This window comes from Neokomagataea thailandica NBRC 106555 (genome assembly GCF_001598495.1).
Classification (GTDB): domain Bacteria; phylum Pseudomonadota; class Alphaproteobacteria; order Acetobacterales; family Acetobacteraceae; genus Gluconobacter; species Gluconobacter thailandicus_A.
Window position 1 is genome coordinate 60,549 of the sequence record NZ_BCZB01000017.1, and the last position, 21,274, is coordinate 81,822.

General features: G+C 53.5%; 14 protein-coding genes. 7 read left to right on the plus strand and 7 right to left on the minus strand.

What is annotated here, in order from left to right:
* Window positions 1–29: 29 nt before the first annotated feature.
* The 5 genes from dusB to NTH01S_RS07370 form a co-directional block, all read right to left on the minus strand.
* Complete coding sequence (gene dusB / locus NTH01S_RS07350; protein ID WP_068171760.1) at window positions 30–1,124, minus strand: tRNA dihydrouridine synthase DusB; 1,095 nt, start codon at window positions 1,122–1,124, stop codon at window positions 30–32.
* Window positions 1,125–1,165: 41 nt separating this feature from the next.
* Window positions 1,166–2,866: an EAL domain-containing protein gene (locus NTH01S_RS07355; protein WP_068171762.1), complete on the minus strand. Its 1,701-nt coding sequence runs from the start codon at window positions 2,864–2,866 to the stop codon at window positions 1,166–1,168.
* Window positions 2,867–2,971: 105 nt separating this feature from the next.
* Entirely contained in the window at window positions 2,972–3,769 is a 798-nt protein-coding gene (locus NTH01S_RS07360) for an aminotransferase class IV (protein WP_068171765.1), read from the minus strand.
* A complete protein-coding gene (locus tag NTH01S_RS07365) occupies window positions 3,766–5,112 on the minus strand; it encodes an anthranilate synthase component I family protein (protein ID WP_068171768.1) in 1,347 nt (448 codons plus the stop codon). Before NTH01S_RS07365 ends, NTH01S_RS07360 begins: the two co-directional genes overlap by 4 nt.
* Before the next feature lie 23 nt (window positions 5,113–5,135).
* Window positions 5,136–6,869, minus strand: a complete 1,734-nt coding sequence (locus NTH01S_RS07370; protein WP_068171772.1) for a DUF885 domain-containing protein — start codon at window positions 6,867–6,869, stop codon at window positions 5,136–5,138.
* 141 nt (window positions 6,870–7,010) lie between these two features.
* Between NTH01S_RS07370 and NTH01S_RS07375 the strand changes: the two genes are divergently transcribed.
* The 5 genes from NTH01S_RS07375 to NTH01S_RS07395 all read left to right on the plus strand — a co-directional run bounded on the left by NTH01S_RS07375 (window position 7,011) and on the right by NTH01S_RS07395 (window position 14,798).
* Window positions 7,011–8,273, plus strand: a complete 1,263-nt coding sequence (locus NTH01S_RS07375; RefSeq protein ID WP_068171775.1) for a TolC family protein — start codon at window positions 7,011–7,013, stop codon at window positions 8,271–8,273.
* The gene (locus NTH01S_RS07380; protein ID WP_068171778.1) at window positions 8,270–9,442 is read left to right on the plus strand and encodes an efflux RND transporter periplasmic adaptor subunit; all 1,173 of its coding nucleotides are present in this window, start codon (window positions 8,270–8,272) and stop codon (window positions 9,440–9,442) included. The genes NTH01S_RS07375 and NTH01S_RS07380 overlap by 4 nt, the downstream gene beginning before the upstream one ends.
* 2 nt (window positions 9,443–9,444) lie before the next feature.
* On the plus strand, window positions 9,445–12,501 hold the full coding sequence (locus tag NTH01S_RS07385) for an efflux RND transporter permease subunit (RefSeq protein WP_068171781.1): 3,057 nt from the start codon (window positions 9,445–9,447) through the stop codon (window positions 12,499–12,501).
* Between the two features lie 294 nt (window positions 12,502–12,795).
* A complete protein-coding gene (locus NTH01S_RS07390; RefSeq protein ID WP_068171785.1) occupies window positions 12,796–13,467 on the plus strand; it encodes a response regulator in 672 nt (223 codons plus the stop codon).
* Window positions 13,464–14,798 (plus strand): histidine kinase dimerization/phospho-acceptor domain-containing protein, encoded by a 1,335-nt coding sequence (locus NTH01S_RS07395; protein ID WP_068171789.1) that lies wholly within the window; start codon window positions 13,464–13,466, stop codon window positions 14,796–14,798. The genes NTH01S_RS07390 and NTH01S_RS07395 overlap by 4 nt, the downstream gene beginning before the upstream one ends.
* 78 nt (window positions 14,799–14,876) lie before the next feature.
* Here NTH01S_RS07395 and NTH01S_RS07400 read toward each other — a convergent pair whose 3' ends face one another.
* Together NTH01S_RS07400 and NTH01S_RS07405 are read right to left on the minus strand one after the other, a co-directional pair.
* Entirely contained in the window at window positions 14,877–16,313 is a 1,437-nt protein-coding gene (locus NTH01S_RS07400) for a DUF2252 domain-containing protein (RefSeq protein WP_068171791.1), read from the minus strand.
* Window positions 16,314–16,408: 95 nt separating this feature from the next.
* Complete coding sequence (locus NTH01S_RS07405; protein ID WP_068171793.1) at window positions 16,409–17,323, minus strand: hypothetical protein; 915 nt, start codon at window positions 17,321–17,323, stop codon at window positions 16,409–16,411.
* A 171-nt stretch (window positions 17,324–17,494) separates the two neighbouring features.
* Here NTH01S_RS07405 and NTH01S_RS07410 point away from each other — a divergent pair, with 171 nt between their 5' ends.
* Window positions 17,495–18,574 carry an aldo/keto reductase gene (locus NTH01S_RS07410; RefSeq protein WP_068171797.1) on the plus strand — a complete coding sequence of 360 codons (1,080 nt, stop codon included), beginning with the start codon at window positions 17,495–17,497 and terminating at the stop codon, window positions 18,572–18,574.
* An 89-nt stretch (window positions 18,575–18,663) separates the two neighbouring features.
* Window positions 18,664–21,261, plus strand: coding sequence for an ATP-dependent chaperone ClpB (clpB, locus tag NTH01S_RS07415; protein WP_068171800.1), 2,598 nt, complete (start codon window positions 18,664–18,666; stop codon window positions 21,259–21,261).
* Window positions 21,262–21,274 lie beyond the last annotated feature (13 nt).

The window sequence follows — 21,274 nt, forward strand, 5'->3', positions numbered from 1 at the left end:
TTATCTCGTCACAATGTCTTAACGGTGCATTAGCAGGTTGTATGGCCTGCATCCGCTGGGAGGCTTGCGGCGGGGCCGGTTTCACGGTCACGGGTGATGCCAGAGTCAAGGTGCCGGTTGTAAAAGTCTTCCAGAAGCTGAATGGCTTCAGGCGCATTATCGATACGGTTAATGGTTGAGCGGAACGTGGCGGAACCGGGGAGGCCTGCAGAGTACCAAGAAACGTGTTTGCGCGCGAGGCGTAGGCCGGGACGTTCGCCAAAATGCTCTAACATCATGCGGTAATGTTTCAGCACAATGGTTTTTTCTGTTGCTAAATCAGGGTCAGGGATATCTTGGCCTGTTTTGAGAGAGCCGGCGACCTGTGCGATGAACCAAGGGCGCCCGTAGCAGCCGCGACCAATCATGACCCCATCTGCGCCGGACTGATGTAGGGCTTCACGCGCTTTACGAATGGTGGTGACGTCACCATTTACGATAACGGGCAGAGAAACAGCGTCTTTTACGGTTTGAACAAAGCGCCAATCGGCCTCACCATTATAGAACATTTGGCGGGTTCGGCCGTGGACGGTGACCATTTTAATGCCGCTTTCTTCTGCGATTTTGGCAAGGCGCGGAGCATTAAGGTTACTGTGGTCCCAGCCCATACGCATTTTGAGCGTGACGGGGACATTGACGGCTTTAACGGTTGCTTCAAGAAGGCGGCCAGCTTGGACCTCATCACGCATGAGCGCAGAGCCTGCCATTTGGCCGATGGCGACTTTTTTAACGGGGCAGCCAAAGTTGATATCGACGAGGTTTGCGCCGCCATCAACGGAAATTTTAGCGGCTTGAGCCATGGCGTCGGGCTCGCAACCAGCGAGTTGCACGGCGTTGATACCGCCGGATGCAGAGCGTGCCATGCGCATGGTATTTTCATTCTCACGGATCATGGCCCATGAGGCGATCATTTCAGAGACGACAAGGCCTGCACCTAACTCACGGGCGAGTTGGCGGAAGGGGAGGTCGGTCACGCCGGAAAGTGGGGCGAGAATAACGGGGTCATCAATGACTACGCCGCAACCTAGATCAATAGGCGCAAGAACGCGGTTTGGTGGGGCGGGTGATTCTACAGGGTCGGACATGCGGGTAATTTACTGCTCGGGTCTGTTTGACGCAAATGCAGTTACCGAAAGGGAGTGGTGCTTGTCTGCAATTTTTTTTCTAGCTCCTGTAGGCTGAGTGGTGGGGAGTAAAAGCTTCCCTGTGCAAAATCACAGCCTAATTGGGTTAAAATATCGGCGCATTGAGCGGTTTCCACACCTTCAGCAATGACGTGTTTTCCCATGCTGTGGGCGATGTCTATGAGGCTTTTGGTTATTGTTTGGTTTATAGTGGAAGAGGAGAGGTCTTTTATTAGTGAGGAGTCAATTTTGGCATAATCGTATTCAATGTTTCGTAACGACATGAGATAAGTACTCTCTTTTCCAAAGCCGCTTAGGATAATTTTGACGCCTATTTGGCGTAGCGAGGCGAGGTCGCGTTGGATAATGCTTTTTTTACTATGGGTGATGAAGCTATTATCTATTTGTAACGCTATATTTTGGGGGTTAAGGGGGTATTCTTTTAATTTATCAAATATACCTGATATTATCTGTGTTTGTGCAATATTTATGTTGGGAACTGCTATGGTTGTGAAGTGTATCCCATTTATTTTTTGAGTGTTATTTAGTATGTTGTTAATTGATATTTGATATAGTGCTCTTTCAACTGTGATGTCCCCTATCATATCATGCAGGTCATTAATTTCCTTTTTTATTTCTGGAATATAATTGTGGCGTAATAATAATACTGTTGTTATTCCCGTAATGGTATTGGATGATATATCTATGATTGGATTGTATTTTATGTGAAAAAATTTATCGTTAAGATTTTTTAAGATAGTATTTCTTAATATGTTTCGCTCATCATGTTTCTTTTTTAGTTCTGAGTTATAGGCGTGAGCACAATTTCCACCTACTGATTTTGAATGGTATAAAGCAATATCAGATAAATAAAGTGTATTATAGATATCTGAATTTCTTTTATTGGTTATAGCATAACCAATACTTGCGGTTGTGTGGTGTAAAATACCATTAAATGAAAATAAAAAATTTAGAGATTTTAGAATATGGGCAGATTGTTGAACAAAATACTCTTCAGAAGACCCTGTCGTAATAAGCGAAAATTCATCACCAGCCATGCGAGCAACGAATGTGTTGTTGTCTTCGAGAAGTCTAAGCTGTTTGGATATTTTCTTTAAGAGCTTATCGCCGGCTTTGTGGCCGAGGGTGTCATTGGCAATTTTGAACGCATCAATATCAATCATATAAATACAGATTAAGGGGGGATCATCCTTGTTTTGAGAGATGCTTTTTATATGGTTGGAGAAAGCAAGGCGATTGGGTAACCCCGTTAAAGGGTCAATCGTGAGGGCTTTTTGGAGCATATTTTTGCCAGCACGTAGATGATCTTCCGTACTTTTTTGTGCGGTTACATCAAAGCATGTAGCAATATAATATGTTATGTTTTTCTTTTTATCAAAGTATGGGGTGATTGTTATGTTGGTCCATAAATGAATTCCATCATGGGTTTTATAAAAAATATCACCATTCCATGGTATTTTATTTTGGGATATTTTTTTTATTTTTTCTATAATATCACAATTTTCGTATTTGTCGCCTTGTGTATGAAGTATGTTTAAAATCTTTTCATTTCTATAAAGAATTTTTCCATGTAAGTCTATTATGATAATCCCAGCAGTATGGCCAAGAGCGTGCAGTACGATTTGAGCGTACTTAGTCTCAATGGGGGAGGGGGCTGTTGCGGTAGGGGGGCCACTTTCCAAAAGACTATAGCCTTATTTATGTGTCTCTACATTGTGGCTACCATAAAAGTATCTATGAGAAAATAAGTTTTAAATTTTATTAAAAATTTATATGATTTTTAATCATTATAGAAATAAAAAATCTCCAATAAGATCTTTTTTATCGGTGTTATGGTTTGTTAATTTTTTACTTATGGATGTTATGCTTAAGCTATTAATGAGATATGCAGATGATGATTCTCTATAATCTTCTGGGGTAATATTTTTCTCTGCACATAAACCGCTTTTTATTATTCTTGAACGAGATATTCCTGGCAGTGCGCCGCTCTGTAAAGGGGGGGTATAAAGTCTGTTCCTGAGCTCAATGATGAGTGTTCCGCTTGTACCAGAGGCTACGTATTGTCCTTGTGGACACAGCATAAGGGCGTCATCATAGCCGGCGTCTGTCGCCTCTATTCGGGCCATAATAGAGGGAAGGTAAGAAAGAGATTTGACCGCAGAAAGGGGGGATAGAGGGGGGCGTGTATAGCGGCTTATATGGAGTGTGACATCGGCTGGTGTTGTGTGGGGCTGTGGTGCGCTTGTGATGAGAAGAGTGGGGTGTGGTGTTGGGGACGGCGCTAGCCCACGGGGGCCGGGGCCGCGTGTCAAGGTAATGCGGAGGGACCCTTCTGTATGCTGATTGGCTTGTAAAACGCATTCGCAGGCCCGCCTTATGTATAAAGGATCTGGCGGCGGTAAGCGTAGTGTATGACACCCGGCGGTGAAGCGCTTCATGTGGAGTGCAAAATGGGGGAGGGTCCCGCGTGTGATGCGTAACGTTTCGAACAGGCCATCGGCAAGGAGAAAGCCACGGTCTGTCGGAGCAATATGTGCGTTTTCGCTGGGGATGAGGGCGTTATTGAGCCAAAGAGAAGTGCTCATGCGCTGAAGCTCCGGAGCAATGCGGCGGCTTTGAGGGTGGTTTCATCGTATTCTTTGGCGGGGTCAGAGGGCCATGTGATGCCGCCGCCGGCACCAATAGTTAGGCGACCGGCGCTGCGTTCTGCGCTTCGGATAATAACGGAGCTATCCATACTGCCATCGTGACCGATACGGAAGACGGTTCCGCAATAGGCACCGCGCGAGGAGCGCTCGATCTGGTCAATCAGCTGGAGTGCTTTATGCTTGGGGGCGCCGGTTACTGAGCCGGGGGGGAGGGTGGCTTGTAACAGGTTCGCTGCGCTGAGATGGGCGGGTAATTGTCCACGGACGCTGGAGACAAGGTGCAGTACGTGAGCAAAGCGCTCTACGCCGCAGAGTTGTGGGACGTTGATTGAGCCTAATGTGCAGATGCGCCCGAGGTCATGGCGCATGAGGTCCGTGATCATGAGGTTTTCAGCGTTTTCTTTCGTATCGGCTTTTAAGAGTTCGGCAGTGTGTGTGATGTTATCTGTGGCGGGGGCGGTGCCTTTAATGGGGCGGGTTTCAACCGCTCCAGAGGCGGATAGGGCTAAGAAACGCTCGACGGATGCGCTGAGAAGAGAGAGCGGTGGAGATTTAAAATAGGCGCTGAAGGGTGCGGGTGAGGATTGGCGCAACTGTGCGTAAGCGCCGATTTCATCGAATGAGGGGGGGAGTGGTGCGGTATATCGGGTGGTGAGGTTAGCCTGAAAAATATCGCCTTGGCTGATATGCTGGCGGATAGTCTCGACGGCTTTGATCCACTCTTCTCGTGTGAAATCTGCTGTAAAGGTTAGCTTGGGGCAGGTGGGGGGTATGACTATAGCGGGAATAGGTGGGGGAGGGGTCCTATTATGGCTAATCCACCAGCAGCGCTGTGTCAGGCGATCGAACGCTAAGATATTATGAAAACGTGCGGCGATGAGTTCGGGCGCGCGTTGGGTGTGCCGACTGTGCAGTCCTTCAAGGCGTAATCCGGCTTCATAGGATGCGATGCCGATCAGGCCGCCGGTGAAGGGGATGTGAGTTTGAGCTTGTAAAATACGTTCGGCAGGGCTGGGTGGGCGCTGCATTTTGTGGAGTGCTGTCCACGCATCGTCTGAGACGACATGGCCGTTATGCTCAACCTGCGTGCCGGTTACGATGAGTGTATCGCTTGGGGAGAAGCAGACCCAGGACCAGCGGGCGCGGTCCGTCGTATCTTCGCCACCACTATCGAGCATGGTTCCCCAAGGGTGATCATGCAGTAAGGGGAGCGCATGGCTAGGGTCATGCCAAGGAAGTTCTTGGATGAGTGGATCCGTGGCCTCAGAAGGAGAGGCCACGGTTGAGAGGGAAGCGGGCTGTGTCAGAGGAGGGGTGCATCCTTGCCGGTGAGTTCCCGGCGAATAATTTTGAGGGGGACAAGGCCGGAGCCGAGGAGTGCGTCATGGAACGCGCGGAGAGAGAAATTAGGGCCTTGTTGGGTCTTGAGGTCATCCCGCAGGTGTAAAATCATCAATTTTCCCAAGAGATACGAGTAATATCCTGGGTCTGCCGTGCCTCGGCGTGCTTCCTTATACCCCATCATAGGCGATTGGTGACAGGAATGGACCATGAGGTCTGTTGCCTGTTGGAGCGTCATACCTTGGGTATGCATACCAAAAGAGGCCAGAAGACGGCAATCGCGCAAAAGAGCATCTTGGAGCTGGGCGAGGTGCAGATGTTGGTCCTGCTGATGGAAGCCTTGCTCTACCATCATTTGTTCGGTGTAATGTGCCCAGCCCTCGGTTGTCGCGTAAGATTGTGCGCCTTTACGTGTCAGGCTCCATTGTGGGTTTGCGCGCAGATAGAGGCCCTGCACGAAGTGACCCGGCATGGCTTCATGGACGGTGATATTGAGGATGGTTGGCGTGTTGGAATCTTCCAAGAAGGTTTGAACCTGCTTGGCGTTCCATTTTGGGTCTACTGGCGTGATGTAATAAAATGATGTTGTCGCTTTTGTTTCAAAGGCGCCGGGCCATTCTGTGGCGGCTGTGATGAGTGAACGCTGGAACGGAGGTGTTTCCGTGACAAGTGGTAGGCTGTTGGATGGCAGCGTGATTAGTTGGTGGGTGAGGACGTAGCTTTGGGCGTCTTTTAATTGATCACGAATGAGGGTGATCAGACCGTCTGCGCCGACATGGTCTTTCCGGTTTTCGGCTAAGGCATTTTCGGGGTGTGTAGGGTCAATGCTGTGGGCGACTGCGTCAAAGGCTGTTTGATCTTTGGCCAATTGCGCACGGCCTGCGGCAATGATGTGATCAATCGGTTCATCCACCATATCTGCGGCGAGCATGGCACGGAAAGTATCAGCGCCAAGAGCGAAGCTGCCGTGGGGCTTGGTGTGGTTGAGGGTCTTTTTGAAAGCATTCAGCGCTTTCAGGGTTTGCGCGGTGGTGGTGCGGAGTTGGGCTTGTAGTGCGGCATCTTTGACGGAAGCAAAGGCTTCGGGAATGGTGTCTTTGACGAAGCTAATGGCGCCATCGAGGTCTTCTTTGGAGACTTCGAGGAAGATGGCGGGGACGGTTGTGAGTTGCTGTTGCCCTGTGGCGAGCATGGCGGGGATTTGCCGTTCACGGGAGATAGCATCTTTCATGCGCTCTTCGGCGGGAGCAAAGTCCCGTTCGATGAGGCTGTAGAGTGCTTCGGTTGCGAAGGAAATATATGTGTCTGGGTTATGTTTGAACCCTTGAATACGCTCATTAGCGAGAAGTTCTTCGCTGATGCTAGAGAGTAGGATGTCTCGGTCATCGCGGCGGCGTTGGGGCAGGGATGAAACGTCTAATGTTTGAAGTGCTGTTTGTTCTTGGTGCAAGCGTGCTGTTTGCGCGGCGATGGCCTTGGTCGACATATCGTCGAGGGCGCCATCGGCGCTGTGGATGCCTAGGGCTGTGGCACCGACTGGGCTGGCGGCCCATTCAGCGTGGAAATGCGCTGTTTCGAGTGCGCTGAGGCGCGTTTCTGCGTCTTGTGCATGCGCTGAAGAAGCAGCAAGGGCACCGCAGGTTATGGCGGCTCCGAAGAGGAGGGCGTGGCGAAGGGATGAGGTCGCTTTTTTCATATTGCACACGTTACGACATGGTGAGGCGGGCGGCAATTTTTATCCTAATGAGCAACACTTGTCTTTGTGGCGTTCAGGTTGCTGTCAGCTTTGTGGCGTAAAGGGCCTGTCTAAAGTGATGCAGTAATGTAGGGCAGAGCGATGCTGAAACATGAATTAATCAACCAACGTACCAAACAAACTGTGTTTGGTGTTGTCGCTCTTTTGGCGGTGTTTCAGTCTGGCGTGGCTTGGGCGGGTGAGTGGTCTTTCCATGACGCGGTACGGTCTGCTTGGGAGCGGGACCCGGCACAAACAGCATTACATACGGCGGAGCGTTCGTCCTTATCAGAAGCCTATGCGGCGCGCTCATGGTTTCCTGCGGGGATGGTGGTGAACGCGCAATATACGGATGATCATTTTATTGGCAGCAATCAAGGTTATACGACCTATCAGGGGCAGTTCTCCATGCCGTTTTGGTTGCCGGGGCAAGGGCGCGCAACGGAGCGGCGTGCCTTGGCGGATGCGGGTGTGGCGCGGGCTAATAGTGATATGGAGCGTATGGCGCAGGCCATGCAGCTTTTGGATGTGACGGTTGGAGCCGCTATTGCCCAAAAGCAGTTTGTCGTCGTGCAAGAAGAAGCGCAGGCGGCAGAGGCATTGTTAGGGCAATCGGTCCGGCGGTTGCGCGTGGGGGAAGAGCCGCGCACGGAGCATGATGCGTTGGTTGGTTTTGTCGGGCAGTTGCACCAGCAACGCGCTGAAATCGTTGAAAATCTGGCGGGGTATCAGGCAGATATGCTGCGGTTAACGGGGACGCGCCAAGTGCCGGATATTGAAGGTATTGATGGGCGTGATCTTGCTCGGCTTGGGCGGTTACAAAGTCAGTTGATTGTCGAGCGTGATCCCCGCGTGATTTATGCGGATGCGGTAGAAAAAGCATCAGGGGCGGAGCTTGATGTTGTGCGTCATTCTTGGATGCCAACCCCAACGGCTGGTGTGCAGGTGATCCGTCAGAAGCAATTTGAAGCGTTGTGGGATACTTCAGTTGGTGTGCAGGCGACGGTGCAATTGCCGAGTTCTGCGCAATACACGCCGCGTTTGATGCAGCAAGTGCGCGTGCAGGCGAATGCTGCGCGGGATCATGAGCAAGCTCGGCGTATTGTTGAGGATGAATACACTCATACGTTGATGCGCTTACAGACGTCTTTAGCGGTGGTGAGTACGACACGTGATCAATGTGCGGCACAGTCAGACCGAGCGGAGCAAGTCACGCGTGCTTGGCGTGTTGGGGAGAGTGCGCTGGTTGAGGTCCTGCGGGCCAGGCAAGGGGCGCTGGGGGCGTGTTTGGCTTTGAAAAATGCAGAAATTTCTTGGCATGGCGCGATTGTGCGCTTGATGATTTCGGGTGGAGAAACACCATGAGCCGTCGGATTTTTAGATATTCTGTGATGGCGGCTTTTGCGGCTTTTGGCGTGATATCGGGTGGCTGTGCGGATGCGGCTGATGCGCTGAAGATGCTGAGCATGTCACGTGATGCTCAGCAGGCTGAAGGGGCTGTCTTTGCTCCTGTAACAGAAGGAAGCCTTGTTGAGAGCGTGTCTGCTCTGGCGCGTGTGGATGTGAATGTGGCGCATGAGACCGCTTTACGCCCACGGGGCGAGGGTAAGGTGGACGCGGTATTGGTGACGCCGGGGCAGCGTGTGCAGCGTGGGCAAATTTTGCTGCGTTATGTGGACCATTCTTTGCATGGTTTGTCGTTGGATTTGAGGCAGGCTCAGGTCGGTCTCGATGCTGCGCGGGCGTCATTGGCGGAAGCGAGCGCGGCCTATCGGCGTGGTGTGGTATTGGCTGGGGCGGCTCTTGCGCAAGGTGAGGTGGACCGGCGGCGGGCTGCGATGTTTGAAGCTCGGGATTTGGTGGCATCGCGGGAAGCATCTTTAGGGATGTTGGAGCATCGTTTGAAAGAAGAGTTCAACTCGGTCTCGGAACGGATTGAGCATGAGGAAAGCTCAGTACTGATTGCGCCAATGGATGCCGTGGTGCGGGCTGTCCATGTTGGGACGGCGATGGATATTGATTCCAATACGGTGGCCATTGATTTGGTGGATACATCTTCTGCGTGGGTCACGGCAGATGTTCTGCCAGATGATGCGGAGCAGTTGGTTGTCGGTGGGCATATGCGGGTTCGTCCCGCTGGGCGGCCAGAGGCGCATTTTATGGATGCGCGTTTGACTACGATTGATCCGATGGCTGATCCCCAGACTGGGCTGGTGCGTGTGATTGGGGAGTTTCCTGCGGGGGAAGGGAAAAACATGCCGCCGGGCATGATGTTAGACGCGGCATTAGACACGACCCGCAAAGCAACAGGACTGCGGGTGCCTTTGGCAGCAATACAGCATGTGTCTGGGCATGATGTGGTCTTTGTACGGCATGGGGCTGAGCAGTTTGAACCGCGCGTGGTGCAGGTGGCGTTGCAGACGGCAGATGGTGCTGTGGTCACGGGGGGGCTTACGGCTGGGGAAAGCGTGATGGCGCAGGGCAGCTTGGCACTGAAGGCGCTTTTGGCGATGTCTGACGGTGGTGAGAACTAAGCATGCTGGGTGTATTGCAAAAAAATCGCTTTTTGGTTCTGGGCTTTATCATTGCTGTAGTGGTGGCGGGGACGGCGTTGATACCGGGGCTGCCAGTGGAGCCTGTGCCGGATATTTCGCCACAGCAGGTGATGGTGTCTGTGACGGTGCCGGGGCTGGCGACGGAAGAAATTGAGACATTGGTGACGGTACCCGTTGAGGCGGCGTTTACGGGTATTCCGGGGCTGGAAGATGTACGGTCTGTCTCACGCACGGGGGTGAGTGCGGTTTATCTGCAATTTGCAGATGCTACCGATATTGACTTGGACCGGGCGCGGGTTGTCGAGCGGATGTCTGGTTTGCGGTCCGCTATTACGTTGCCGGGGGCGGAAATTCATATTGGCCCACGTGCGACGGGTATGAGCGAGATCATGCAACTTGAGATTAAGGGCGATGGGTATTCTCCCATGGCGCTTAATCGCATGATGACATGGACTGTTGCGCCGATGCTGCGGCTCGTGCCGGGTGTGGCTGATGTGAACGTGAATGGCGGCGCGGAGGAAACCTTTAATGTGGCGCTCCGGCCGGAGCGATTGCGGGCTTTTAACGTCACGGTGGCGGATGTAGATCAGGCGCTGGAAGCAAATAATGCCGCGTCTGGTGGTGGGTGGATTGCCCGGCAAGCGGAGAGCCAAGTGGTGGTGGGCCGCGCACTGGTGACGAGCTTGGATGTGTTTGGGTCTATCCCCGTGAAGATGGGGGCGGCTGGGCATGTGGTGCGTTTGCGCGACCTTGGGGAGATTTCACATGCAGCGCGGACCCGGTTAGGGGCTGTAACGCGTGATGGTAAGGGTGAAATTGTTAATGGCGTTGTGCTGATGCAAATTGGTGCCAGCTCGAACGCGACTTTGGCGGCTATTCGGGGGGCACTGCCGGGCATACAGCAGGCTTTGCCGCCGGGTGTGACGTTAGATCCATTTTATAGTCGTGCGACTTTAACGGGGCAGACATTAGGGACCATTAAAGAGAATTTGGCGCTGGGCGCGGTATTGGTTTTTGGTGTTTTGCTTGTCGTGCTGGGGGATTGGCGGGCGTCACTGGCGATTGTCAGTGTGATACCGGTTTCGTTGGTCTGTGCGATGGTGGGGATGCGCTTTTTTGGGGTCTCTGCCAATTTGCTGAGCCTTGGGGCGATTGATTTTGGCATGATTGTGGATGGTGCTCTGGTGATTGTGGAGCACTTGATGGTGGAGCGCAAAAGGAACCGTGACCCTGCGGCACTCCCACGGATGGCGGCAGAAACTGTGCGCCTTGTTGCGCGGCCTGTGATCTTTGCGATCACGGTGATTATTATGGTGTATCTGCCTATTTTGACGCTTCAGGGCATTGAAGGGAAAATGTTCCGCCCGATGGCGCAGACCGTCATCATGGCCTTGGTGGTATCCTTATTATACGGGCTGTTAGGGATGCCGGTGGTCGCAGCTTTGATGTTGCGCCGCAGCCCGGAGGAGCGGGAAACGCGGCTTATCGCGTGGCTTCGCCGTTATTATGAGCGGGCATTAGCTTGGTGTGGCCAAAAGGTTCGTTTGGTGTTGATGGTGGTGCTGGGCGCCTTAATGCTTTCGGCTGTTGTTGCGTCCCGTCTGGGCGGAGAGTTTGTGCCTCAGTTGGAAGAAGGGGCGCTCATTGTTACGTCTATGCGGCTGCCGAGTGCGTCTTTAGAAACGGTTTTGCAGGGGGTGACGCAGCAAGAGAAAATTTTGCGGCGCTTTCCAGAAGTACAGACGGTTGTGAGTAATACGGGCACATCGGCTATTCCGACGGATCCGATGGGAACGTCTGAGACGGATAGCTTTATTTTCTTGAAGCCGCGTGATCAGTGGCGGCCGGGTCAAACGCAAGAGCGTTTGGTGCAGGCCATGAATGCGGCGCTGCTGCATGATTTGCCAGATGCGGATTATTCATGGTCTCAGCCTATTCAGATGCGCATGGATGATTTGCTGGCTGGTGTGCGGAGCCAAGTGGCCATCTCGGTTTATGGTGATGACCTTGGGCAGATTATGCGTTTGGCGGATCACACGGCGGCTGTGTTGAAACATATTCCCGGTGCGGCGGATGTGGCGGTGCAGGGGGATGGTGATGTGTCTTTCTTACGGATTGATGTGAACCGCGATGCAGCATCACGGCTTGGGGTATCTGTCTCGGATATTTTGGCAGAGGTCGAAGCTGTTGGCGGTCATATTGGTAAGCCAGTGACGCAGCGGGGGGCGATTATTCCTACGCAAGCGCAGTTTGTCAGTAGTGCGACAGAAACGCCGGAAAAGATTGCTCGTTTGCAGGTGCGGCGCGCGGATGGGCAAGGTTGGGTCTTGCTGGGTGAAGTGGCGCAGATCCACGCTGTGGATGGGCCGCCGCGAATTGATCATGATGGGTTGAGCCGTCGTGTCATTGTGCAAGCGAATGTACGTGGACGGGACGTGGCTTCTTTCGTGCATGATGCGCAGCAGGCGGTGGGCCGCGGTGTGGTTTTGCCACATGGCTACCGCATGAGTTGGGCCGGGCAGTTCCGGAATTTGGAATCTGCTATGCACCGTTTGGGTGTGGTAGTGCCGATCGCGCTGGCGTTGATTTATGTTTTGTTAGTGGTCGCGCTGGGGTCGCCGGGGGCTGCGGCGTTGGTGTTTGGGAATTTGCCTGCGGCTGCCACAGGTGGGGTGCTTATGCTCGCCTTACGGGGTTTGCCGTTTAGTATTGCGGCGGGCATTGGGTTTATTGCTTTGTTTGGCGTGGCCATTTTGAATGGCGTGGTGCTGGTTAGTCAGATTGGTGTGTATCGCCAGGCGGGTATGCTAGCAGGGGAGGCTGCTTTTGCCGCTGCACGGTCACGCTTTCGCCCTGTTATGGCGACGGCCTTGGTTGCGACTTTAGGATTTTTCCCGATGGCCTTTTCGGGAGGGGCTGGTGCGGAAGTTGAGCGGCCTTTGGCGAGTGTTGTGATTGGTGGATTGATTTCGTCGACTTTGCTGACTCTTTTGGTTTTGCCGAGTGTGTATGCGCTGTTCTTCGGGCGGAAAAAATAAAGTCGAGAGGTGTTGTGTTAGCATTTAGGACGGGTGGGCGCTCTGTTCTCTTCGTGTTGAGGCGGCTATTCGCTTCTTGATGTGAGCGCAGATAGGGCGGGTTACTTTATGCGCCCACAACTCGTGGTGATGACGGGCTATTATATACGCTGGAAAAACATGCTCCTTCCTTTCCATAGGGAGCTATGAGCGTACTGTTTACACAGATCCCTTTGGGGCAGATGTTCATGAGCCTGTATGGTGGAGTGCGCTGTTACTCTGTGTTTAGGTGATGCTGTGTAAAAGGAAGAGACGATGCGTATTCTGATCGTGGAAGATGAGAAGGGGCTCGGATCGGCCGTGAAGGCGCGGGTGCAGCGTGCGGGGCATGTGACCGATTGGTTTACTACGCTTGCGGATGCGCGTGCGGCGCTGCATGTGGCGCGGTATGATTTCGTTTTATTGGACTTGGGTCTGAGAGATGGCCATGGGCGAGAGCTCCTGCGCGAAATTCGAGCGCAGGGTTGGCCAACCGCTGTTTTGATTACGACGGCATTTGATCAGGTGAGTGATCGTATTGCGGGGCTATCGGATGGGGCGGATGATTATATCGTCAAACCCTTTGATTTGGATGAACTGATGGCTCGGGTTGATGCAGTGGCCCGTCGGTATGTGGCATTGCCGGAGACGATGTTGGCCGTGGGGGAGGTCCAGATTGATTTGGGGCGTTCTCAGGTGCTGCGTGGTGAGGACGAGGTCGTTTTGACGGCGCGGGAATGGGCTGTTTTGGAATTGATGGCGCGGCGGCCGGGTGCTGTATGCTCACGTGAGCACATAGAGGATGCGCTCTATACGCTGGGTGAAGCGATAGAGAGCAATGCGATTGAAGTATATGTGAGCCGTATACGCAAAAAAATTGGTGCGGAGAGTATTCGTACAGTGCGTGGGCGTGGGTATGTTTTATCGATGGATGGTAAAACAGGATGAGGCAGCGGCGTTTAGCCTCGCGCATTGTTGCGGGGGTGATGGGCGGTGTGTCCATCGGGTTATTGTTATTGGGGTTATGGCTTGGGTCTTTTACTCATTTTGAGGTGACAGAACGGCTGGATAATTCCTTGCAGGAAGTGGCTGAGCGGCTTGAGTTTGTGGTTTCAACCTATGAGCGTTTGGATGTTCATGCTGGTGGGAAGCCTACGGAGAAAGCGCCTGAGGTGGCGTGGTTGGCCCATGCAGGGCAGCGTACTTTAGCCTATCAGATTGTGACATTGGATCGGCGGGTTTTGGTGCGCTCACAAAATGCGCCGGAGACGTGTTTTGATGTGGCATTGTCTAATGGGCTGTATGATAGCGCCGGATTTCGGGTGTATGTGACGTTATCGCTCTCTGGGCGGTATGTGATTTTGGTGGGTGAGCCAGCGTTTCATCGTTCAGAAGCGGTTGCGCGGGCGGTGGCTTTTTCGATTGCGCCGCTTTTGGTGTTGTTTCCGGTGATTTGGTTGATGGTGCGGCTGATTGTGCGGCGCTCATTGCGTCCCATGGCTGTGCTGCAAAGTGAGATTGCCGCGCGTGGTGGGCGGAATTTGACGCCTGTACGTCCCTTGGCGTTGCCGCCGGAACTCGCCGTTATTCATAGTGCTGTGAATTCATTGTTGGAGCGTTTGACGATGGCTCTTGCGACGGAAAGGGCTTTTGCGGCCAATGCGGCGCATGAATTGCGCAACCCGATTGCCTCTCTTTTAGCGCAAGCCCAGCTATTGCAGTTGGGTGTTGAGGGAACTGAACATGCGGAGAGCGTGGCGGGTTTAGTGCAACAGGCGCGGCGTATTGGCCGGACAACGGATAAGCTATTACAGTTCTCTCGTGTATCATCGGGGGTGGCGTTTAGCAGTGGCGTGTTTGACCTTGTTGGTTTGGTCTCGCTTGTGCGGGCTGAAATTCCGGAGCGTGAGCGCCTCATTTTTGTGGGGGATGTGCCTGAGTGTGTGATGGCGCAAGGGGATATTGATGCTGCTGGTATTTTGGTGCGCAATATTTTTGAAAATGCTCTGCATTACAGCCCTACCGGATCAGATGTGCTGATTAGGGTGAGTACTGAGGCCTTGTTGACGGTTGAAAATGGTTATGAGGGCGCGGAGATACCGTGCTTTGAGCAACTCACACGGCCTTTTGTGCGTGGTGTGAGTGATGTTGAGGGGAGTGGCCTCGGGCTGGCGATTGTGATGGGGGTAGCGCGTCAGATGAATGCGGAAGTGGATTTCCGCGCTCCTACGCTGCATACGGCGGAGCCAGTGCGCGTGTGTGTGCAGTTTCAGCGCTGATTGCTGTGTATGTTGTGTTGAACCGTGGTGTGATGGTGCCACCGTGGCGGCACCATCAACCTTTTAAAGGGCCAGAGTTTATTCGCTGGCTGGCTTATCGTCTGTTCCTGTGCTGTCGGTGCTGGGGCCTTTGAGGGCGCCGCTATCGAGTGCTGCGGTGAACAATTCCCAATCCGCGTGTGTTTGTGCGGCGTATGCCTCGGAGAAGGTGGTAATGGCATCTGCGAAGGCTTTGCCTTTGCCGAGGTAACCCGCAATCTGGCTGACATCGCCGGAACGAGCATGGGCACGTGCGAGAGTACGGCCGCAGAGTTTGGCGTAATCGGCCAAGCCTTCTTGTGCGACATCGGCACCGATATCGGCCAAGCGGCCATCTTTCAGGCGGCGCACATAGAACTGACGCCCGCTGCCTGTGAGGTCCGGTGCGTCTGTTGTGGGGTCTGCCTTGGTGTGTGTCCAGCCCAAGAAGACATCTGTGACGGCCTGCATGACGCGCTGACCGGTGACGACGCGCTCGCCTTGGTTTTTGAACGGGGATGCGCCGGCGAAGGGTGCGAGGACGGAGGTTTGTGCTTCTTTAATTTGCAGCAGCAGGTATTCGCCATCTGGCGTGGCGAACAGGCCGATTGCACAGAAAGTCCCGACACTGCCGACGCCGACGACTTTGAACATGACGTCCTTCAGCGCGTAGCGGCGCAGGAGGATAGCACGTTCTGGTGGCTGGGATTTCAGGTAGCGGTCAAAGGCTTTGCGAATAATATCTTCGCGGCCCGGAATGCGCATGACCAGAGGAGGCTTTTCTTTCAGCTTCGGTGCGCTTTCGTCACCGAGGATAAGGCCGAAATAGCCCTTGGCGGCGCTGAGGCGCTGAGACAACAGCTTTTCTGCGCGTGCGCGGACTTTTTTATCATCAAAGTCAGCAATAGCATCACGGAAATCAATGCGGTCTGCCCAAATTTCGAGCGGGCTTTTATCGGCCAAGCGCGTCATGTGTTGGGCATAGCTGAGCGTCATATTCTCAGCGAGTGCACGGGATGCTTTTGGAGAAAGGCCGCCATCTTCACCGGCGAGGATCAGGGAGGCGCCAAGGCGTTTCACGTCCCATTCGAAGGGGGCTTCGAGTGTTTCGTCAAAGTCATTAATGTCAAAAACAGGCACGCCTTCTGGGGAGGCATAGGTGCCGAAATTGGCCAAGTGGCAGTCACCACAGGACTGAACGCGCGGGCCAGCGCTTGGGGTGTTGGCTAAGTCTGCGGCCATGACGGCTGCTGCGCCGCGCAAGAAGGTGAAGGGGGAAACGCGCATCCGTTCGTAGCGAACGGGAACGAGTTCAGCGATGCGATTTTCGCCTTGTTCAGCCAAGATCTCAACAGCGGAACGGCGGCCTTCGGGGGCGCGCCATTCGGCTTGTGCGGAGCGTGGGAGGCGTTTGCGGAGATTGACGCCCCTATTATGGCTTTCGGTACGGGTTTTGATGGAAGATGTGGCGTCTTTTACAGGGGGTTGTTCGGACATTGAGGTACCTCATGAAGTAGAAAAAGGAGCTAAACATATCGGCTTATTATTGGAGTATCCTGAAGGTGGTGCCGATATATGACAAGTGGTGGGTGTTAAGAGCCCTTGGATGGGGTGGTATTGGTGCTGGGTAGCGGTGTGTGTTCGCGGCCTGAATAGTTTGTGATGATGGTATGTACGGCATCGGCCGCTTCTGAGGCTGCGGCGATGGCGGTATCGCCCCAAGCGCCATCAAGCGAATGAGCCGGAACAGCATGGAGCTGTGTTGCAGCACCGAGTTCTTCGCCTTTAGGGGTGCGTACGCGCCATGCAATTTCGATTTGCTCTGTTGAAGGTGGCGTTTTGAGCGCGGTGAGTTTGGCAACGCCACGAATAATGAAATCGACTTTTGAACAATCGGTTTGGATTGTATCCGTATTGTTTGGGAAGGCGGAGTAGAAGGCACGGCCAAGGGCAACGTTTCCGTCACCGGGTGCACCTTGTACGCCTTCAAAGCATGTTTTGGCGGGGCGGTGCATGAGGCTATTGGGATCTTGCGCCATGAGAGAAGCTTGGATGCCAGTAAGTAGGTCTGTGATGGCTGGGGCGGCTTCAGTTGCCATTGTTTTCATTAGCAATGGGTCGTTTTGCGTCCAATTTGCGGCGCTGATGGGAGTGCCATCGCGCTCTGCTCGTGCCTCTCCCTTGGGTGTCATGAGGGTATAATGGGGGATGATGCTGCCGCCTTGTGGGGTTGCTGTGATTTGAACCCACCAGTCACCGGGGCGGGGTGTTTGGGCAATGGCAGGCACTGATTGGCTGACCATGGCTGTGGCGAGTTCATGCGCGAGAATAGTGGATGAAGCGCTGGTAAGACCTGCAAGGTTGGGGGCAGGAACATCTAACCGGGACGGGGGCAGGTTCGTCGCGGCAAGATATTTGGCTTGGTCACCCGGATTGGAAAAGGGGTGTGGCATGTCAAAGCAGCCAGAGAGTGCGATCGGTAACAGAAGCGGTAAAAAGCGGCGCATTGAAGCCCCCGGTCAATGGCAGGAATGTTGAGCATAAAACAGAGTGCAGCATCTGTCGAAGGGGGCGAGGGAACTTCACAATATGCGGCGTGTAGAGATCAGGGCGTGAACTTGTCGGGTCTTTGTGGCGTAGTGAGGGGAGCCACGCAGTGACAGGGGAGTACGTTTGTCATGCAGTATCGTCAGCTTGGGCGTTCAGGGTTGCGGGTTTCAGCCTTTAATTTTGGGTCTGTGACGTTTGGGGGGCAGGGGGGATTTGCGTCCACAGGGAATACGGATGTTTCCGCAGCAGCCCGTATGGTGGATATATGTGTTGAGCATGGTGTGAACATGTTTGATACGGCGGATGCGTATTCTGCGGGCGTGGCCGAAGAGATTTTGGGGAAAGCCTTACAGGGCCGCAGCCGTGAATTGTTGGTAACGAGTAAGGTGCGCTTCCCGACGGGGGAGGGGCCGAATGAACAGGGGTTGTCCCGGCATCATATCTTAAATGCTTGTGAGGATAGTTTGCGGCGTTTGGGGCGTGACCATATTGATCTGTATTATTTGCATGAATGGGATGGGCTGACGTCTGTTGATGAGACGCTAGAAGCGCTGCAGACGCTGCGGCAGCAGGGGAAGATCCGTTATGCGGGGATTTCCAATTTCTCAGGTTGGCAAGCGATGAAAGTATTATCGGTGGCGGAGCGGGATCGCTTGATAGCGCCGGTGAGCCAGCAGATTTATTATTCGCTGGAAGCCCGAGATGCGGAATATGAGCTTCTGCCTTTGGCGGTTGATCAAGGGTTGGGGGTGCAGGTTTGGAGTCCGCTGGCGTGTGGGCTTTTATCCGGGAAATTCCGCCGTAATCAGGCTGCTCCAGAAGATACGCGGCGCGTTGAAGGGTGGAGTGAGCCTGAAGTGCGCGATAGTGAAAAATTGTACGATACGGTTGAAGTCTTGGTGCGCGTTGGGGAGGAGCATGGTGTTTCTGCTGCGCGTGTTGCGCTGGCGTGGTTGTTGGGGCGTTCTGGCGTGACGTCGGTTGTGCTGGGGGCACGTAAAGAGAGCCAGCTTTTGGATAATTTGGCGGCTGTTGATGTGCATTTGACGGATGAGCAAGTTGAGGCGTTGGAGCGTGTGAGTGCCCCGGCGTTGATTTATCCCTATTGGCATCAGCAGCGCGCTGCGTTTGAGCGTTTATCACCTGCGGATTTAGTGCTGCATGGACCGGCGCAACGTGCACGTCAGGCTCTTGAAAAGACAAAGTGAACGCTTACATCTTTTGTACAGCCGCTGCCTTCGGGGGCGGTTGAATACGGAATGTCGCCTTTGACAGGGGCATGAAAGGGTTAAGTATCATGGATATTCAAAAATTTACCGAACGTAGTCAGGGTTTTTTACAAGCAGCCTCAACGATTGCGCTGCGTGATTACCATCAGCAATTAACGCCAGAACATTTGCTTAAGGCGCTGTTGGATGATGAGCAGGGGGCAGCCTCTGGGCTGATCCGTGCTGCGGGTGGTGATCCGAAAGTTGTACAGACGGCCAATGACGCTGCTTTGGCGAAGTTGCCAAAGGTGCAGGGTGGTGGTGCAGGTCAGCCGCAAACGACTTCTGACTTAGTGCGCGTGCTTGATGCGGCGCAGTCAGCCGCGACGGCTTCGGGCGATAGTTTTGTAGCACAAGACCGTTTGTTGGTTGCGATTGCTGGTAGCTCTACGCCTGCAGGTAAAGCTTTGGCCGAAGGGAAAGCTACGGCGAAGGCTCTGGAAAGTGCTGTTGCGCAAATCCGTAAAGGGCGGACGGTTGATAGTGCCTCGGCTGAAAGCACGTTTGATGCGCTGAAGAAATATGCGCGTGATGTGACGGCTGTTGCGCAAGCCGGCAAGTTGGACCCGGTGATTGGGCGTGATGAAGAAATTCGTCGGGCCATTCAGGTTTTGGCGCGCCGGAGTAAGAACAATCCTGTCCTGATCGGTGAGCCGGGTGTTGGTAAAACGGCCATTGTTGAGGGTTTGGCGCTGCGTATTGTGAACGGCGATGTGCCGGAAGCTTTGCGTAATAAGAAGCTGATGTCTTTGGATTTGGGCGCATTGGTCGCGGGCGCCAAATATCGGGGTGAGTTTGAAGAACGTCTGAAGGCTGTGCTCAAAGAAATTGAGACGGCTGAGGGAGAGATCATTCTCTTTATTGATGAGATGCATACGCTGGTTGGGGCAGGGCGCTCTGACGGTGCGATGGATGCGTCGAACTTGATTAAGCCAGAATTGGCGCGTGGAACGCTGCATTGCGTGGGTGCGACAACGCTGGATGAGTATCGTAAGTATATTGAGAAAGATGCGGCTTTGGCCCGTCGTTTTCAGCCGGTGTTCGTTGGTGAACCAACGGTGGCGGATACGATCTCAATTCTGCGCGGTATTAAAGAAAAGTATGAGCTGCACCATGGTGTGCGGATTACGGATAATGCGCTGGTTGCGGCCGCGACATTATCGAACCGCTACATCACGGACCGTTTCTTGCCGGATAAAGCGATTGATCTGATCGATGAGGCATCAAGCCGTTTGCGGATGCAGATTGATAGCAAGCCGGAAGCGCTGGATGAGTTGGATCGTCGGATTATCCAGTTGAAAATTGAGCGTGAGGCGATCCGCAAAGAAGAAGATGCAGCATCTAAGCAGCGTTTGGAGGTTCTGGAAGCAGAATTGGCGGATCTGGAAGAGCGGTCGGACGCGATGAGTGCGTCTTGGCATGCTGAGAAAGACCGTGTGAACGCTATTCAGAAGCTTAAAGAGCAATTGGATGTGGCGCGTTCTGATGTTGAGATTGCGCAGCGTAAGGGGGATTTGGGCCGTGCGTCTGAACTGATGTACAGCGCTATCCCTAAGCTGGAAGCTGAGATTGCGAAGGCGCAGCAGGAAGAAGCTGTTGCTTCAAAGCAAGGGCTTTTTGCGGATAGCGTGACGGATCAGGGTATTGCGTCGGTTGTGTCGCGCTGGACGGGTGTGCCGGTTGACCGGATGCTTGAAGGCGAGCGTGCGAAGCTGCTGCGCATGGAAAGCGTGTTGCGTGATCGTGTTGTCGGGCAAGAGCAGGCTCTGGTGGCGGTCTCCAATGCTGTGCGGCGTGCACGTGCGGGCTTGCAAGATCCGAACCGCCCAATTGGTTCGTTCCTCTTCTTAGGTCCTACGGGTGTTGGTAAGACGGAATTGACCAAGGCTTTGGCGCAGTTCTTGTTCGATGATGAGCGTGCCTTGCTGCGGATCGACATGAGTGAGTTCATGGAGAAGCATGCTGTATCACGCTTGATCGGCGCTCCTCCGGGCTATGTTGGTTATGATGAAGGTGGTGTGCTGACCGAAGCGGTGCGCCGTCGCCCTTATCAGGTCATTCTGTTTGACGAAGTTGAGAAGGCGCATGAGGATATTTTCAATATCCTGCTTCAAGTGCTGGATGATGGGCGTCTGACGGATGGTCAGGGGCGAGTGGTGGATTTCCGCAATACCATCATCGTGCTGACAAGCAATTTGGGCTCTGATGTTTTGGCTAATCAGTCGGATGGTGAAACACCAGAAGCTGTGCAAGATCAGGTGATGCAGGTTGTGCGGGCGCATTTCCGTCCGGAATTCTTGAACCGTTTGGATGAAATCATTCTGTTCTCGCGTTTGCAGCGTGTGGATATGGGCCGGATTGTCGATATCCAGTTGGAGCGACTGCGGAAGCTACTGGAAGATCGGAAGGTTAATCTCACTTTGGATGAGAAAGGTACGGAGTGGTTGGCTGAGGCTGGTTATGACCCTGTTTATGGTGCGCGGCCATTGAAGCGGGTTATTCAGCGTAGTTTGCAGAACCCACTGGCGGGTCTTTTGTTGGAAGGCAAAATTCACGATGGTGATACTCTCGCCGTTTCTGCGGATGAGAAGGGGCTGACGCTTGATGGGGTTTCCATTAGCGGTTGACCCGTGAGGCAAA

What these genes read in the sequence shown, in the direction of transcription:
- NTH01S_RS07395 (WP_068171789.1), top strand. Translation starts at nt 13,464, where the DNA reads ATGAGGCAGCGGCGTTTAGCCTCGCGCATTGTTGCGGGGGTGATGGGC.
- NTH01S_RS07360 (WP_068171765.1), bottom strand. Translation starts at nt 3,769, where the DNA reads ATGAGCACTTCTCTTTGGCTCAATAACGCCCTCATCCCCAGCGAAAAC.
- NTH01S_RS07385 (WP_068171781.1), top strand. Translation starts at nt 9,445, where the DNA reads ATGCTGGGTGTATTGCAAAAAAATCGCTTTTTGGTTCTGGGCTTTATC.
- NTH01S_RS07390 (WP_068171785.1), top strand. Translation starts at nt 12,796, where the DNA reads ATGCGTATTCTGATCGTGGAAGATGAGAAGGGGCTCGGATCGGCCGTG.
- NTH01S_RS07370 (WP_068171772.1), bottom strand. Translation starts at nt 6,869, where the DNA reads ATGAAAAAAGCGACCTCATCCCTTCGCCACGCCCTCCTCTTCGGAGCC.
- NTH01S_RS07400 (WP_068171791.1), bottom strand. Translation starts at nt 16,313, where the DNA reads ATGTCCGAACAACCCCCTGTAAAAGACGCCACATCTTCCATCAAAACC.
- NTH01S_RS07380 (WP_068171778.1), top strand. Translation starts at nt 8,270, where the DNA reads ATGAGCCGTCGGATTTTTAGATATTCTGTGATGGCGGCTTTTGCGGCT.
- NTH01S_RS07410 (WP_068171797.1), top strand. Translation starts at nt 17,495, where the DNA reads ATGCAGTATCGTCAGCTTGGGCGTTCAGGGTTGCGGGTTTCAGCCTTT.
- dusB (WP_068171760.1), bottom strand. Translation starts at nt 1,124, where the DNA reads ATGTCCGACCCTGTAGAATCACCCGCCCCACCAAACCGCGTTCTTGCG.
- clpB (WP_068171800.1), top strand. Translation starts at nt 18,664, where the DNA reads ATGGATATTCAAAAATTTACCGAACGTAGTCAGGGTTTTTTACAAGCA.
- NTH01S_RS07405 (WP_068171793.1), bottom strand. Translation starts at nt 17,323, where the DNA reads ATGCGCCGCTTTTTACCGCTTCTGTTACCGATCGCACTCTCTGGCTGC.
- NTH01S_RS07375 (WP_068171775.1), top strand. Translation starts at nt 7,011, where the DNA reads ATGCTGAAACATGAATTAATCAACCAACGTACCAAACAAACTGTGTTT.